This window comes from Candidatus Nitrosopumilus sp. bin_7KS, assembly GCF_054095835.1.
In genome coordinates this window covers 264,997-281,318 of the sequence record NZ_JBSWSO010000002.1, presented here as the reverse complement: position 1 = coordinate 281,318, position 16,322 = coordinate 264,997, and the positions used below count along the sequence as shown (strand labels likewise).

Genomic DNA, 16,322 nt, shown 5'->3' with positions numbered 1-16,322 from the left:
GATATTTTTCTAGTTTTATTATGAAGGTATTAGTTACTGGTGGCACGGGCTTTATTGGAACTAATTTAGTAAACGAATTAAAAAACAGGGGTCATGAAGTTTGGATTTGTGATTTGTTAAATCATAATATGGAGAACTATATTCGTTGTGACGTATCAAAATTTCGACAATTAGAAAAAATTTTTGAATCACAAAAATTTGATTTTGTATATCATTTGGCCGCAGAATATGGAAGATGGAATGGTGAGGATTATTATGAAAATTTGTGGAATACTAATGTTATTGGTACAAAAAATATGCTTAGAGTACAAGAGAAACACAAATTCAAAATGATTGCTTTTAGCAGTTCTGAGGTGTATGGTGATTTTGAAGGAATAATGAGTGAAGATGTAATGGAGAAATTTGAGATAAAACAAATGAATGATTATGCGATGACTAAATGGGTAAATGAAATGCAAGTCTTAAATTCATCAGATATGTTTGGAACAGAAACAGTTAGAGTTAGACCGATCAATTGTTATGGTCCTTTTGAGCATTACAATCCTTACAGAGGATTTACTCCAAAATTTATTTACTGTGCATTATTTGACAAACCTTATACTGTTTATTCAAAACATACTAGAACTATTGATTATGTTGAAGATACATGCAAAACATTTGCAAATATAATAGATAATTTTATTCCTGGCGAAGTGTATAATGTTGGAGGAATCAAAGACACTAATATCAAATATATCTCAGATTTAATTCTAAATTATCTTGGAAAAGATGATTCACTTGTTACATACAAGGAATTTGAACCATTTACAACAAAAGATAAAGTAATTGATAATTCAAAAGCAATGAAAGATTTAGATCATAAACCAATCACTACTCCTGAAGAAGGAGTTGTAAAAACTATTGAATGGTTTAAGAAAATTTATAATTTATGAAATTAATTTTGTAACATCCAATCATATGTTTTTCTTAATCCTTCGTTAATGTTGATTTTAGGATTGTATTTTATTAATTTACGAGCTTTTGAAATATTCATTTTTCTTCTGTTTATATGATCAAAACTTCTTTTAGGTTTGAATATAATTTTTGATTTACTATTAGTTATCTCTATAATCATTTTTGCAATATTTTTAATAGAAGTTTCTTTTCCTGTTCCCAAATTAAAAACTTCATTAATACTATTATTTGATATTGCTGCTAATAGTATTCCATTTACAGTGTCATCCACATATGTAAAATCCCTTGTTTCATTCCCAGTACCTGTAATTATGATATTTTTGTTTGATAAAGCAGACTGAAAAAAGTTTGGAATAACATTTCTAAATCTTCCTGAAGGATCAAATGGACCATATGAATTAGACAATCTTACAATTGTATATTTTAAATTGTATAATTGATTCATAGCTTTACAATAGTATTCTCCTGTGAGTTTACTAACTGCATAGGGAGTTGATGGATTTGGTATGGTTTTTTCATTAATAGTCTCATTTTGATTTCCATATAAAGAACTTGAAGATGTGTATACAAATCGTTTCAATTTTTGTTTTGATGCATAAAGCAAAACTTGTAATGTACCTTGAATGTTTACATGCAAATCTTCTACAGGATCTTTTACTGATAACTCATTTGCAAAACGAGCTGCTAAATGGAAAACATAATCTATTTTTTTTAAAAATATTTTTTCAAGTATTTTTTTATTATTGATATCTCCTTTTATTATGGTCAAATTTTTTGATGATTTAAGATTAATTTTTTTGCTTTGTGAAAAGTCATCTAAAACAATTACTTTGGCACCAAAATCTAAAAGTTTGTTAACTAGATTTGTCCCAACTGCTCCTGTACCACCAGTTACTAATATTGAAGAATTTTTAAAATTTCTCATAATAAATTTCCAATTATTTGATTTATGTTTGTTTTTGATAACCTATTGATATATACTGAATATCTAAATCTTCTACTTTATTCTTATCAAAAATCCTTCGCGTATCCACAATTATTCTACAATCACTCATTTTGGATTTAAGTTTCCCAAGGTCAATTTTTTTGAATTCATCATGATCTGTTAAAACTAACACTACATCATAAATTGAATCAGATTTAAAAATATCCTCAATTTGAATTCCACCAAATGTTTCAGATGTTATAGGATCAAATACAAGTACATTTGCACCCTTTTCTATTAATTGAGAAATGATATTTTTTGATGGTGAAAGTCTAGTATCACTTACGTTTCCTTTGTATGCTGTACCTAATATCAAAATAGTAGATTCTTCAATTTTTTTATTGGTTTTATTTAATGATGTTTCTAACAATTTTACAACATGTTTTGGCATCGAATCGTTGATCTGTCTTGATTGATTGATTAGTTTAGAATCGTATTTTTCTCCTTTTTGTGGATTCAATAAAAGAATTGGATCTTTTGGTAAACACGGACCTCCTACACCTGGTCCTGGAGTTAATAGATTCACTCTAGGATGAGAATTACATACTTCAATTAACTCTTTTACATCAATCCCATATTTTTCACACATCATTCCTATTTCATTTGCAAATGCAACATTCACATCACGGAAAGTGTTTTCAACCAGCTTTGATATTTCTGTAATTTTTACTGAAGATGATAAAATTTGAGATGTTACAATTTTTTCATACAATTTTTTTGTAAGGACTTCTGAATTCTGATCCAATGTCCCGATTAATCTTGGTGTTGTTTGTATTTCTGTTAAACCTTGTCCAGGTGATAATCGTTCTGGAACAAATGCAATTGAAAAATCCTTAATTTCATTTAATTTTGTTGTTAGTATAGGTATTACTAATTCAGTAAATGTTCCAGGAGGAATTGAACTTTCAATAATTATAAGTTTATTTTTTAGAACTAATGTTGAAAGTGATTTACACACATTTTCTAATGCATTTAAATCTGGAGAAATATTTTCTGTTAGAGGCGTTGGCACACAAATTATCACAACATTTGACTCTTCAACGGCATCAGAAATTTTTTGTTTTGTAGAAAATTTGTTCTTTTCAATACATTCTTCTAATAATGATTCTAATCCTTCTTCTTTAAACGGAGATTTTTTTATATTTAGTTTATTTAGTAATTCATTATTTGTATCATGTCCTATTACTTTAAAACCTGCTTTGGAGAATGTTAAAGCAGTTGGAAGACCTACTTGACCCAATCCAATCACGCAAATTTTTGCATTTAAATTATCAATTGATGATAATAAAGAATCGCTTTTCATGTTAAATCATAAAATATTTTTCAACTTAATATATCATAGTAAAAATTAGATTTCTAAAATCTATTTCTTAGAATTTTTTCAATTTTTTTGCTAGCATTTCCATTTCCATATGGGCTAGATTTTGAAATAATCTTACAATTTTTGAGATTTTTGTTGATTACTTGAATAATTTTTTGTGCATCTACATCAACAAGTTCAGAAAATCCTAATTTCACCGCTTCAGGTCTATCTGTTGTTTTTCTAATTACTATAACTTTTTTCCTAATTGATGGTGCTGTAGCTTCTTCTTGAATCCCTCCCGAATCTGATATTATGAATTGACAATTTTTCATCAAATTTATCATGTCAAAATACCCTACAGGAGGAATAATCTGAATATTTTTTGAATTTTTAATTTTATTATATAATCCAAATTTATGTAATTGCTTGATTGTACGTGGATGTGCAGGAAATACAATATTTGTTTTGCTTGAAATAAGTGCTTTTGTAATATGTAACAAAGACTTGGGATTGTCTACATTTTCCCCTCTATGTAGCGTTAAAAGCACAAATTCATCTTTTTCTACTACTAATACTGATTTTTTTTTTATTTTATGAATATTGTTTTCAATGGTATCGATTGATGTATTTCCAGTAACAAAAATTTTTCCGTGTACATTTTCATCTTCTAAATTTTTCCGTGCATTTTTTGTAGGCGCAAATAAATTTTCTGAAATGTGATCCACCGCAATTCTGTTATGTTCTTCTGGCATACGCCAATCATTACTTCTAAGACCTGATTCCACATGACTAATTGGTATTCCACACTTTATCGATGTAATTGATGCGGCTAAAACAGTATTTGTATCTCCTTGAACAATTACTGTATCAGGATCAATTTTTGTAATAATTTTTGCAAGTTTGAGAATAATTTCTCCAATTTGTGTAGCACGATCTGTTGTTGTATTTTGTAATTTTGTTAATTTCATTTTGTAATCTGGTTCTCTCATTCCTAACTCTTTGATGAATTGTAAGCTCATATTGTAATCGTAATGTTGACCTGTAAATACAATTTCTGAATTTTTTTTATTTAGAATTTTTGTTAACTCACATAATTTAATAATTTCAGGCCTTGTTCCAATAATTATTGCAGTTTTCATGTATTTTAACTCCGTTGTTGTTTCATTAATCTTTTGAAATTATTTTCAAATTTGGAATAGGCACAATAAATTTACCTCCGTCTTCTAAAAATTTCTGATTATTTTCAATTATTTCCTTTTCAAAATTCCATGCTAATAATAATGCATAATCTACATTAGATACAGTAAGCTCATTATCTGATTTAATGGGAATATGACTTCCTGGAGCATATTTGCCAATTTTTAAACTAGTTTTTTCAGTGGCAAATTCTATTAATCTTGTATCTATTTTACTAAAATTTAGTAATGCTACTCCTTTTGCTGGCATACTTAGAGCAGCAATCTTTTTGTTTTGCTTTTTTAAATCATTTAACAAATACACTAATTCATCTCTGTGTTTGTTTACCCTATTTGAAAAATCTTCTAAACCTTCTATAGTATGAATACCAATTTCTTCTTCTTCTTTAATTAATTCATTGATTTTTGGGGATGGTTTTTGCATATTATTTTTACTTACAAAACACCTAATCACTCCACCATCAATCTCGTATCTTTCAACATCAAATAATGTCATGTTATGATTTTCAAATAATGTTACTAGTGGTTTGATGGATTCAAATAAAATATGTTCATGAAAAATCATATCATATTGTAATTTTTTAACAAGATCTACAAAATAATGAACTTGGAAAATAAATACACCGTCATCAGCAAGTAATTCTTTAACTCCATTCAAAAAATCATCATAGTCATTTATGTGCGCAAATACATTTGTTGCAGTGATGATTTTTGCTTTTTGATTATGTTTTTGAAGAATTTCTTTTGAAATCACTTCTCCAAAAAAGCCTGTGATTGTCTCAATTCCATTATTCCTTGCTATTTGTGCAACGTTTTCTGATGCATCAACTCCTTGAATTTTTGTTCCTAATTCTTTAAACCCTGTTAGTAACATTCCGACATTACTACCTATGTCTACAACCAATGATTCTGAATCTAAAGAAAATTTTTCATATGCATTTTTTGCAAGTTCATAGTGATTTTTTTTCCTCGTTTTTGTATTTCCTGCCTCATATGCATAATTTTCATTATATACTGTTTCTTGAGATGGCACATATCCTAATTGAGATAATTTACAATTTTTGCACAAATAAGCCTGTAGAGGATAGTAAATCTCTGGTTCCTGTAATTCTTTTTTAGTCAAAAACCTGTTTCCTAAGGGTGAATGTCCAAGATCAAGGAATAATTCTAAATCATCACTCTTACAAAATCTACAATTCATCAATTCCATTCTTCTAACCCATTCAAAAACTTTGTGAAATTATGTTTTTTAATTTATGATCTAATAAAATTTTGATACATTGTCTCAAATTTTTTGATTTGCACCTCCATTTGAAATTTATCTAGAATTAATTTTTTAGCGTTTTTTGAAAATTCTTTTTTTTCTATACCATCTAATATTTCATTTATACCATTGTAAATTGAATTTATATTAGCTTGAACGATTTTTCCACATTCATATTCTTCAACTTCAGGATAATCACAATTTTCTGTAATTAGTACTGGTAATCCCATAGTTAATGCTTCTTGGACTGCTCTTGGATGTATATCACTAAACGATGTTAATACAAAAATTGTTGAATTTTTTAATAATTCTAATTTATCATCATGTGAAACAAATCCAGTAAATTTCACAAATGTTTCAAGTTTTAATTCTTTTACTATACTTTTGATCTTTGATACGTATTTCTCCTCACCACTACCTGCAATAATTATTTCAAATTGATCATTTGTTTTTTCTAATTTTTTTATTGCTTTTAAAAATAATTCGATACCTTTTTTCTCATGAATTCTTCCCAAGTACAAAAATATTTTTTTTGATTTATCGACATCTAATTTTTCAAAAATTGTTGATTTTGATTTACTTTCAAAATCTGATAACACTACCCCGTTATCTATTTCATATATTTTTGATTTTTCTGCACCTAACTTTAGATAAATTTCGGTTTCTGAAATTCCTATTGAATGTAATCCTGTAGCATTATGAATAATTTTTTTAGTGTACAAAAAATCTACCATTGATTTGAATAATTTATGATATTTTTGGGCCTCTGGTTGTAATGTTCCCCAAAATGAAACAAATACTGGTTTTTTTAACAATATTGCTTGTTTTGCAAAAACTAACCCTATGTGATGATACCAACTATAGACATGAACAACATCAAAATCATCTATTATTTTTTTAGCAAATTTTGTTGCTTTTGGAGAATACATCCCGAGTTTTGGAAATTTACAATGAATAGGAATTACTGATATTCCATTTATTTCAATTTTTTTTTCTTGGTTTTCTAAAAATTTGTTCCTAGTTATTTCATATCTTTTACTATTTTCAGGATTATCGAAGAAAGGATCTCCATCAGTTGTCACAATGGTTACATCATGACCTTTTTTTTTATAATATTCTGCAAAATGTAATACTTGACCTGAATCTCCCATGAAATCTGATAATTGAGAAATAACTTGAAGAATCCGCATTTTATTATTAAAAATGATTTTATATTAATTCTTTAAGATTCCTTAATTAAGCATTTTTAACTAATAATATATCAATGATTTACATTGTCTAATTCAACTTTAAAAAAAATTTTAGTTTTAGGTAGTTCTGGTTTTTTAGGAAATTTTTTTGTTAATAGATATAAAAATGATTTTATATTAATTCCAACACACCATCAAAAAAAAATTCATGCAAATAGCACCTTTGTTGATATTACATCTGTTAATAGTCTTGAAAAAATCTTTCAATCCTCTAAACCTGATCTGGTTCTAAATTTTTGTTCCGTATACAAAAATCCAGAATTTTGTGAGCAAAACAAAGATCTTGTCATGGCCGTTAATGGGGATTCTCTCAAAACAATTTCTAAAATATGTAATGACTTTTCTTCTTCTTTAATCCATTTTTCTAGTGATTATGTGTTTGATGGAATAAATGGTAATTATTTAGAGGATCATCCTGTTAATCCCATCAACTTTTTTGGAAAATCAAAAGTTATTGGAGAAAAACATGTTGAAGAATTTGCAAATGATTATTGTATAATAAGAACAGGGATGGTATATGGGACATCCCCAATCAAACAAACTTTGCCTGACTGGATTTTAGATAAAATTGAAAAACAAGAAAAACTAGAGTTAATTTCTGATCAATTCATGACTCCAACTTATATTGAAAATTTGATGGATATGTTGATTGAAGTTATTAAAAAGAATATTACGGGGAAAATCCATTTAAGTGGCCCTCAAAAATTTTCAAGATATACATTTTGTGTTGAATTGTTAAAAATCATGGGAATTTCTTATGATATAACATCTGTTTCACAAAAATCATTTGAAAAAACTGATAGACCAACTGATTCCTCATTGAATACAGGCAAAGCGAGTTTATTACTTGACAAAAAACCTGAATCGTTTAAAAAATCAATTGAAAAATATCTTAACACAAGATTCTAAAGTGAATGAATACAAAAAAAATCATGTGGAAAAATAAAAGAGTCTTGGTATTAGGTGCAACAGGACTTGTTGGTTCACATTGTGTTGAGGCGTTATTGAAAAAAAATACAAATATTACAATTTTTACTCATAAAAAACCCAATTTTTTTGGAGATCAGGTAGAAGAAATTTCTGGTGATCTTACAGAACCTGAAACTTGTCATAAATTATTAAAAGATTTTGATTTTATTATTCATGCAGCAGCTCAAACTGGTGGATTGGCCAAAAATCAAAATGATCCTATCTCAACCTTGATTCCTAATGCTAGAATGAATTTGAATATACTGGAAGCAGTAGAAAAAAACCCACCTGATGTTTTCCATTTTTCTAGTAATAATTCCATATATCCTGATGTTGATTGGCCACTAAAAGAAAATGAAGCTCAAGTCCCCATAAGCGGAATTGCATCCCACTACTCACAAATTAAAATTTTAGCTGAAAATCATTGTAGATATCTTTATGATAAAAAAAATATTCAAATTTCTATAACGCGTGGTGCAAATGCTTATGGGCCTCATGACAACTTTGATCCTATAACTTCACATACTGTTCCAGCTAATATACGAAAAGTAGTCGAAAGACAAAACCCTATGGTGATTTGGTCTGATGGAAGTGCATTACGTGATTATATTCATGGTCAGGATTTAGCTGATGGTATATTGTTAACAATGGAAAAATATCATACTGCTGAGCCCATAAATATTGCAACTGGAATTCATACTAGTGTTAGTGAACTTGTAAAATTAATTTGCAAAATTGATGGCTTTGAAGATGCAAAATTAGAATATGATAAATCAAAACCTGGAGGCCCAAAGATGAAATTAATGAGTACAGAAAAAGCTAAAAGAATCTTGAATTATACATCAAAAATTAGTCTTGAAGATGGTTTACATAATACCATTAATTGGTATAAAGAAAATATTACTAAAAATTAATTTTTTAAATATTTGAGTATTTCGAGTTTTTTAAAATTGAGAATGTTTTTACAAGCTCATCTACTCCATCATCAAGTGAATATTTTGGCTTGAATCCTGTTTTCTCAATTTTTTCATTTGAAACTATGTAATTTCTTTTATCAGGATCTTTTCCAATTGGAGATTCAATAAAATTAAATGTTGAAATCCTTTTTTTGATTTTTTCACATAGTTCAACTTTTGACAAGTTTGCTTTACTCAATCCAACATTGTATGCCTGATTTTTCATTTTATCAAAATTATTAATACCATGTAAAAATACATCAGCTACATCTCTAACATGAATATAATTTCTCTTGAAATGTCCTTCAAAAATTACTACTATTCCATCATTTACAGCTCTGTGAACAAAGTCATTTACAAGTAAATCTAATCGCATTCTTGGAGATGTACCAAAAACTGTGGCTAATCTGAAACTGATTGAATTTTTTGATTCTAAAATTAGTCTTTCTGCCTCAACTTTTGTTTTTCCATAAAATGAAATTGGTTTTAGTGGAGTTTCTTCAGTACAAAAAGTATCTTTTTGTCCAATTCCATAACCGCTATTAGTACATGGGAAAAGGATTTTTTGATTTGGCTTTCTTAATGAAAGAAGCAATTTAACTCCCTCTAGATTTGTAGTTTTTGCATCCGTTTTATTATATTCACACAGTGGTGCTCCCACAAATGCTGCAAGATGAATTATAACATCTTTGTTTTTTAATGCATTAGAAAGAATTTTTTTATCTCGATAATCCCCTCTAATCATTGAAAATTTTTTATGATGACAACAATCCAACAAGCTATTTTGTTCATACTTGAAATTATCAAGAACAGTTACTTCAAATTTTTTTTCTAATAACGTTTTTGTTAATACTGAACCTATGTAACCTGCACCACCTGTGATTAAAATATTAGTCATATTTTTCTATATTTCATGCATTTTTAGCACTTATTCAATGTTCTGAAAATATGTGAAACTATAACTATCTAAAGTTAAAATATCTTATATGAATAAAATTCATGCTGTATTTTTAGATAGAGATGGGGTAATTAACAAAAAAAAAGATGATTATGTAAAATCATGGGAAGAATTTGAATTTTTAGATGACGTTGATAAGGCATTAAAATTATTTTCAGAACACGGAATTAAAATAATTATTGTTACAAACCAATCTATTATAAATAGAAAAATAATTCCTGAAGAAAAATTAAAGTTAATTCATCAAAGAATGGAAAATATTTTAAAAGTAAAAGGAATCACAATAGATGGAATTTTTTACTGTCCTCATAAACCTGATGAATATTGTGATTGTAGAAAGCCAAAACCAGGTTTAATTAAAAAAGCTCTTGAATGTTTTGATTTATTGCCTGAAAATTGCGTATTAATTGGTGATTCTAAAACTGATGTTGAAGCAGGTAATGCTATTGGAGTAACTTCATATCTTTTGAAAAACCAAAGTCTTTTTGATATATCAAAAATTCTTACAAATACTAAATAGATTTGTCAATTATAGAACCATTTGTATTGAATGTAATTGGAACATCTATCAACCCTTTTTGATTCAATTTTTGTTTTACTGCATTTTTTTTGCCATTTTTACATAAAAATAGTAAATATCCACCGCCACCTGCTCCTAGTATTTTCCCTCCAATAGCACCAGTATCTTTTGCATGATTGTATAATCGATCAATTTTTCGGTTTGTTATTTCATCAGAAAGTTTTTTCTTTAAATTCCAATGTAATTCAAACAATTCTCCAATTTCATTGATATCTCCTTTTTTCAAATATGATATCATAGGTTTAGACATTTTATTTATTTCATGTAAGCTTTCTATTACTGAAGTTTCATTCTTAATAATGGATTTACAATATTTATCTTGAATTTTTGGAGCACTTCTTTTTATTCCTGTATAGAAACATAATAAATTATCTTCAATGTTTTTGATTTTTTCTTTTTTGATTTTTAATTTTTCTACATCAACTTTTCCTTGTTTGTTAATTTTCATAGAAATAATTCCACCATATACTGCTGCATATTGATCCTGTTTTCCACCTGCTTCTTTCAAAATACTGTGTTGAAGTTTAAATGCTAATTCTGCAAGATCCTGTTTTGATATTTTTTGTTTTGTATATGTTGATAATGCATTAAGTAGACCCACTGCAAAACTGCTTGATGAACCCATTCCAGTACCTGCTGGCAAGTCTGCCATAATTGTTGCTTCCAAATTAGATTTGATCTTGAAATATCGTAATGATTCACGAATAAATGGATGTTGAATTTTGTTAACTTTTTCTACAATTTCTGTTTTTGAATATGAAACCCTAATTGCTGGTTCAAACCATTTTTTTACAAAAATATAGATGTGTTTGTCAATTGCTGATGTCACAATATGTGATCCATACTGTGAATAATACTCTGGAAGATCTGTTCCCCCCCCTGCTAAAGAAAGACGTAAAGGTGTTTTTGAAATAATCATGAATATTTTGAGATTTGTATTGATTTATCTGTTACATATAATTCGGGGAAATTTTAACTATTTTTAGAAGATGAAAAATCTATGATAAAGAAAAGACTAATGGATTTTTATTTAAATACTTTCAAAGTCAATGATCCAAAATTTAGCAATGATTCTATTGAATCAATAGATTATGATGAGTTACAATCTATGTATGAAGAACTAGAACATTCGCCAAAAATTTTTCAACCCTCAAATTTATGGATGGAATTAAGTAAAATACATGAAAAAAGATTAAAAAAATTTGGAATTAATATTGGAATTTTACTCTAATCCTTCTTACTGCATTTATAGCTCCGTCAACATATCTGGGCAAGCGTGCTTGAACTGGATTGTATTTCAATCCCGCAATAAACTTTGGATATGCATAATCACAAATAGAGAATACCACATTATCAAACGTAGTTGAATTATCTTTACAATATTGAACTACTGCATCACCTAAGCATTGTTCAGAAGCATATTTGTTAGTAACTTTGATTTGTTCAAATGTTTTTTCCTTGATTAATTCCTCACTCACAATAAAGAATTGTGGCATAAAATCAGTAGTGGTCTTTTTTTGAATACGTGTAAATTCAAAATTATCATCAGGCCATATTTGACCCACTGCCCTAGTGACTCCAACAAGTTTATTATTTTGAGATATTTTCCCAATAATTTTTTCTATGCCTAATAAATTAGAAATTTCAACATCTCCTAAAATAGCTACCCACCAATCAACATCGAATTTCTTTGCAGCAGAAAATCCTTGATTATAATTTCTACTCAATGCATATGCGGGAATTGTTGTCCCTTTATCCATGTGTTTTCTTTCCTCTACGTATTGTTCTTTATTTCCAGCTAAGTCTTCTAATAATTCATAATGTTCAACCGTATTTTCATCCAATAATTCATTCTCATTTTTTGGATCTGATTGAATTACGATTACAGGGCAATTGTTCCTTTTAACAACTCTGATAGTCTCATTAACTTTTTTGATTTCATCGTACATAGAAATGATGAAACCAATTTTCATATGATATTTTAATAGATTGACCTAAAAAATATACCTGTGTTCATTTTTTAAAAATACACCTACTCACTTTTTATATTTCTAATTTTGGTAATAAGTGATAACTTTTGAATATAATAATTCCAATGGCAGGAGAAGGAAAATCATTTCATGATGCAGGATATTCATTTCCTAAACCTCTTATTGATATTGATGGAAAAACTATGATACAAATTGTAGTCGAAAATTTAAATCTGGTTGGAAATTATATTTTTATTTGTAAAAAAGATCATTATGAAAAATATTCTATGTATGATCTTTTGAATTTAATTAATCCTGATTGTAAAATAATCCAAGTGAATGAAAAAACAGAAGGTGCAGCAAAAACATTACTACTTGCAAAAGATCTAATTGACAATGATGATGAATTGATTATTGCAAATTCTGATCAGTGGTTAGATTGGAATCAAAATCACTTCTTATCATTTTTACGTGGTAAAAATGCTGATGGTGGAATTGTTACATTCATTTCAACTCATCCTAGATGGAGTTTTGTTAAAGTGGATAATGATGGATTAATTACTCAAGTTGCAGAAAAAAAACCAATTAGTAATATTGCAACAGCTGGAATATACTATTTTAAACATGGTAAAGACTTTGTTTGGGCAGCAGAACAAATGATTGAAAAAAATATCAGGTTTAATAACGAATTTTATTATGCACCATCTTTTAACGAACTAATTGGAACTGGAAAAAAAATTTATTCTTATCCTGCTCCAGAAATGAGGAGTTTAGGAACTCCTGAAGATGTATCAAAGTTTGTTGCAAATACAAATAAAATCATTTCAACTGAATCTTGATTTGTACAAAGTTATTCTTTAGATGTTATAATTTTGCAGTTAGGGTTTATTTCTTTTAGTTGCTGTGAAATTTCTTTTTCATATGCTCCCATATATAATAAAATAATTGGGTTTTTTTCCTTTGCAATAATTAACGGTGATTTGCATATTAGATTTGTACCGCACAATCTTCTGTTTTGTTTTGTTACTTCGTTATCTAAAACAAATTTTATTTTGTTTTCTAATTTAGAATCATTTAAAATTTTTAAAAAAGTGACAGTTAGACCATGAGCACCAAAAGCATATACTGATTCTTTTTTTTCTAATTCATTTTTTGCACTAAGCACATAATCAAAAATTCTTTTTTTATATTTTCCAAACTTCTCCAAAAACTGTTTCTCTTTTACATCTCTACTTGTTTTGTTTGTTTTTTGTAACACTAGATACATTCCATGATCTAGATATTGGAAAAAATCAACTAATTCATACCCTAAAGAACTAGCAATATTTTCTAATGAATTTTTTGAAAAATAATTCAAATGATCACTTGTAAATGCATTAAAATGTAAATTTTCAAAACTCTTTAAAATATTTGGGCATGCAATTATGCAGCGTCCATTTTCTTTCAATAATTTTCTAGATACGTTTAGAAATTCAATCGGATCTGGTAAATGTTCAATAAAATGTGATGAATAAATAACATCAAAGCTCTCTTTTTCAAAAAGATCATTTGAAAATAATCCGACATGAATATTGTAATTTTTGTATTCTGGATTATCTATTGCATCTATTCCTTGAAGTTTAGTAAAATATTCATTTAATTTTTTAAACACTATGGCATTTCCAACTCCAACTTCTAATGCAATTTCTTTTTGATTTGAATTTCTTTTAATAAATTCTGCATATTCTTCATAGTGAGTTTGCCAGATTTTGCCAAATCCAAAACATCGTTGTTCTTTATATAATTCTTCAAAAGGAGGAATAGAAATTTGTTGACCTACATCACAATTATTGCAATGCCATATATCAAAATCATATAGTCTATCATCTTCCTTTTTATCATCAGTACATCCGATAAATATAGGAAATGACGGCAAGGAAAAGATTTTTTCAATCTTATCTGATGAGCAAATTCGACATTGATTCAATTCATTTTATTTGATTTTACCTTACATAATTCTTTTTGATAAATAATTAAAATACATAGAATTTGAATCATACATATGGATATTCTTAAACATAGAGTAAATTCGTATGCTGATATTAATGATAATTTTGGTGTAGAATTAGATGTTCGTGATCAAAATGGTGATTTGATTATATCTCATGACTTACCTGTCACCTCCTGTGTTAAACTTGAAGACTTTCTTCAAAAATTGAATAAAAATAAATTGACTGCAATTAATATTAAAAGCGTAGAGATTGAACAAAAACTTGAAGAGATTATTTCCAATGCAAATTTAAAGAATTATTTTACTTTTGATTGGCCCATTCCATCATTGATAAAAGCACAAAATAATGGTTTGAATTGTGCATTCAGATTAAGTGAATATGAAAAAGAATTATTCCCAAAATGTTCATGGATATGGGTTGATTCATTTAATGAGATATGGTACGACGAAGAAATACTTTTAAATTTAAAAGATCAAGGTTACAATTTAGCTTTAGTATCCCCCGAACTTCATGGAAGAAAAAATGACCTTGAAAAATTTGAGAAGATTGTTAATACTGGATTAGCAGATGCTATTTGTACTAATAATCCTGAATATTGGTAAGATGATTAAGGCTATACTTTATGATCTTGATGGTGTTTTAGTCAATGCTACTGAATGGCATTATGAATCCCTAAATATGGCGTTAAAAGAAATTGTTGGTTTTGAGATAGGACGCGAAGAACACATCTCCACATTTAACGGAATTCCCACAAATACTAAATTAGATATTTTGCTAAAACAAGAAAGAATATCTGAAAATCAAATAGAGTCAATTTGGCAACTAAAACAAGAAAAAACATTTGATGTTATTAAAAATAATGCATTTATTGACAATGTAAAAATTCGACTTCATAAAGGAACTTCAAACTTGAGAAAAGCATGTGTGACAAATAGTATACATAAAAGTGCAAAATTAATGCTAGAAAAAACTGGACAATTAGAATACATGGAATTTGTGATTTCAAATGAGGATGTACGGCTTCCAAAACCATCTCCTGAAGGTTACATAAAAGCAATGATAAAACTTGAACTTCCTCCAGAAGAATGCATGATTGTGGAAGATTCACCCAAGGGATTAGAATCTGCTAAATGTTCTGGTGCAAATGTATATGAAGTAAAAGGATATCATGATGTAACATTAGAACACATATTAGCTAAAATTAATTATTTTAACAGGAATGGATAAATGCAAATAGTAATTCCGATGGCAGGTAGGGGGAAAAGATTTGCTGAACAAGGGTTTTCAAAACCTAAACCACTCATTGAAATTAATGGAAAGCCCATGATTCAATTAGTAGTTGAAAATCTTTGCATTGATGCACAATACACTTTTGTTTGTCAAAGAGAACATGATCAAAAATACTCAGTAGAAGATTTTCTTCATTATATAAAACCTAACTGTAATATCATACATCTTGATGAAATTACAGACGGCCCTGCATCAACAGTCCTGTCAGCAAAAAAATTTATCAATAATGATGATGAATTGATTATTGCAAACTCTGATCAATTCGTAGAATGGAATTCTAACAATTTTGTTTCTTATTTGAGAGATAAAAATGCTGATGGCGGAATTTTGACATTTGAGGCGTATGACTCTAAGTGGAGTTTTGCTAAAGTAAATGAATTGGGGTTTGTTACAGAAGTTGCAGAAAAAAAACCTATTAGCAATGTTGCTACAGTGGGAATTTACTATTATAAAAAAGGGAAATTTTTTGTTGAGGCAGCTGAACAAATGATTAGAAAAAATATTCTCATAAATAATGAATTTTATGTTGCTCCAGTATATAATGAAATGATTGAAAATGGCAAAAAAATTTGTACTTATAATGTGAAAAAAATGTATGGACTAGGAACCCCTGAGGATCTTGATCTATATCTAAAAAACTATGGAGATATTTGAGA

General features: G+C 28.0%; 18 protein-coding genes. 9 read left to right on the top strand and 9 right to left on the bottom strand.

The genetic code is table 11. The annotated features are described in order from the left end of the window. The first annotated feature begins 20 nt into the window (after window positions 1-20). On the top strand, window positions 21-932 hold the full coding sequence (locus ACW9W4_RS02040; protein WP_457760864.1) for an NAD-dependent epimerase/dehydratase family protein: 912 nt from the start codon (window positions 21-23) through the stop codon (window positions 930-932). A gap of 2 nt (window positions 933-934) precedes the next feature. On the opposite strand, the gene ACW9W4_RS02035 is transcribed toward ACW9W4_RS02040, so the two are convergent. The 5 genes from ACW9W4_RS02035 to ACW9W4_RS02015 are packed head-to-tail and all read right to left on the bottom strand — an operon-like array spanning window position 935 to window position 6,892. Then, on the bottom strand, window positions 935-1,879 hold the full coding sequence (locus ACW9W4_RS02035; protein ID WP_457760863.1) for an NAD-dependent epimerase/dehydratase family protein: 945 nt from the start codon (window positions 1,877-1,879) through the stop codon (window positions 935-937). A 22-nt stretch (window positions 1,880-1,901) separates the two neighbouring features. After that, entirely contained in the window at window positions 1,902-3,242 is a 1,341-nt protein-coding gene (locus tag ACW9W4_RS02030; protein WP_457760862.1) for a nucleotide sugar dehydrogenase, read from the bottom strand. A 53-nt stretch (window positions 3,243-3,295) separates the two neighbouring features. Continuing rightward, entirely contained in the window at window positions 3,296-4,381 is a 1,086-nt protein-coding gene (gene wecB, locus ACW9W4_RS02025) for a non-hydrolyzing UDP-N-acetylglucosamine 2-epimerase (protein WP_457760861.1), read from the bottom strand. 25 nt (window positions 4,382-4,406) lie between these two features. Beyond that, complete coding sequence (locus ACW9W4_RS02020; RefSeq protein ID WP_457760860.1) at window positions 4,407-5,639, bottom strand: methyltransferase domain-containing protein; 1,233 nt, start codon at window positions 5,637-5,639, stop codon at window positions 4,407-4,409. A gap of 53 nt (window positions 5,640-5,692) precedes the next feature. Further along, entirely contained in the window at window positions 5,693-6,892 is a 1,200-nt protein-coding gene (locus tag ACW9W4_RS02015; RefSeq protein ID WP_457760859.1) for a glycosyltransferase, read from the bottom strand. 84 nt (window positions 6,893-6,976) lie between these two features. Here ACW9W4_RS02015 and ACW9W4_RS02010 point away from each other — a divergent pair, with 84 nt between their 5' ends. Next, complete coding sequence (locus ACW9W4_RS02010) at window positions 6,977-7,861, top strand: dTDP-4-dehydrorhamnose reductase family protein (RefSeq protein WP_457760858.1); 885 nt, start codon at window positions 6,977-6,979, stop codon at window positions 7,859-7,861. Window positions 7,862-7,884: 23 nt separating this feature from the next. Beyond that, window positions 7,885-8,835 carry an NAD-dependent epimerase/dehydratase family protein gene (locus ACW9W4_RS02005; RefSeq protein WP_457760857.1) on the top strand — a complete coding sequence of 317 codons (951 nt, stop codon included), beginning with the start codon at window positions 7,885-7,887 and terminating at the stop codon, window positions 8,833-8,835. Window positions 8,836-8,839: 4 nt separating this feature from the next. Here ACW9W4_RS02005 and ACW9W4_RS02000 read toward each other — a convergent pair whose 3' ends face one another. Next, window positions 8,840-9,775, bottom strand: coding sequence for an NAD-dependent epimerase/dehydratase family protein (locus ACW9W4_RS02000; RefSeq protein WP_457760856.1), 936 nt, complete (start codon window positions 9,773-9,775; stop codon window positions 8,840-8,842). 88 nt (window positions 9,776-9,863) lie between these two features. On the opposite strand from ACW9W4_RS02000, the gene ACW9W4_RS01995 reads away from it, so the two are divergent. After that, entirely contained in the window at window positions 9,864-10,355 is a 492-nt protein-coding gene (locus ACW9W4_RS01995; protein ID WP_457760855.1) for a D-glycero-alpha-D-manno-heptose-1,7-bisphosphate 7-phosphatase, read from the top strand. Here the strand turns inward: ACW9W4_RS01995 and ACW9W4_RS01990 are convergent. Further along, window positions 10,348-11,334, bottom strand: coding sequence for a GHMP family kinase ATP-binding protein (locus tag ACW9W4_RS01990; RefSeq protein WP_457760854.1), 987 nt, complete (start codon window positions 11,332-11,334; stop codon window positions 10,348-10,350). The two genes, ACW9W4_RS01995 and ACW9W4_RS01990, sit on opposite strands and share 8 nt — an antisense overlap. Before the next feature lie 99 nt (window positions 11,335-11,433). Here ACW9W4_RS01990 and ACW9W4_RS01985 point away from each other — a divergent pair, with 99 nt between their 5' ends. Continuing rightward, entirely contained in the window at window positions 11,434-11,646 is a 213-nt protein-coding gene (locus ACW9W4_RS01985; protein WP_457760853.1) for a hypothetical protein, read from the top strand. On the opposite strand, the gene ACW9W4_RS01980 is transcribed toward ACW9W4_RS01985, so the two are convergent. Further along, window positions 11,624-12,388, bottom strand: coding sequence for a hypothetical protein (locus ACW9W4_RS01980; RefSeq protein ID WP_457760852.1), 765 nt, complete (start codon window positions 12,386-12,388; stop codon window positions 11,624-11,626). The genes ACW9W4_RS01985 and ACW9W4_RS01980 overlap by 23 nt on opposite strands. Window positions 12,389-12,492: 104 nt before the next feature. Between ACW9W4_RS01980 and ACW9W4_RS01975 the strand changes: the two genes are divergently transcribed. Further along, window positions 12,493-13,224 (top strand): glycosyltransferase family 2 protein, encoded by a 732-nt coding sequence (locus ACW9W4_RS01975; RefSeq protein WP_457760851.1) that lies wholly within the window; start codon window positions 12,493-12,495, stop codon window positions 13,222-13,224. A gap of 11 nt (window positions 13,225-13,235) precedes the next feature. Here the strand turns inward: ACW9W4_RS01975 and ACW9W4_RS01970 are convergent, their stop codons facing one another. Next, window positions 13,236-14,300, bottom strand: coding sequence for a class I SAM-dependent methyltransferase (locus tag ACW9W4_RS01970; RefSeq protein ID WP_457760850.1), 1,065 nt, complete (start codon window positions 14,298-14,300; stop codon window positions 13,236-13,238). A 126-nt stretch (window positions 14,301-14,426) separates the two neighbouring features. On the opposite strand from ACW9W4_RS01970, the gene ACW9W4_RS01965 reads away from it, so the two are divergent. The 3 genes from ACW9W4_RS01965 to ACW9W4_RS01955 are packed head-to-tail and all read left to right on the top strand — an operon-like array spanning window position 14,427 to window position 16,320. After that, window positions 14,427-14,978 carry a hypothetical protein gene (locus ACW9W4_RS01965; protein ID WP_457760849.1) on the top strand — a complete coding sequence of 184 codons (552 nt, stop codon included), beginning with the start codon at window positions 14,427-14,429 and terminating at the stop codon, window positions 14,976-14,978. A 1-nt stretch (window position 14,979) separates the two neighbouring features. Beyond that, window positions 14,980-15,603, top strand: a complete 624-nt coding sequence (locus ACW9W4_RS01960) for an HAD family hydrolase (protein WP_457760848.1) — start codon at window positions 14,980-14,982, stop codon at window positions 15,601-15,603. Then, entirely contained in the window at window positions 15,604-16,320 is a 717-nt protein-coding gene (locus tag ACW9W4_RS01955) for a glycosyltransferase family 2 protein (protein ID WP_457760847.1), read from the top strand. Window positions 16,321-16,322: the final 2 nt, after the last annotated feature.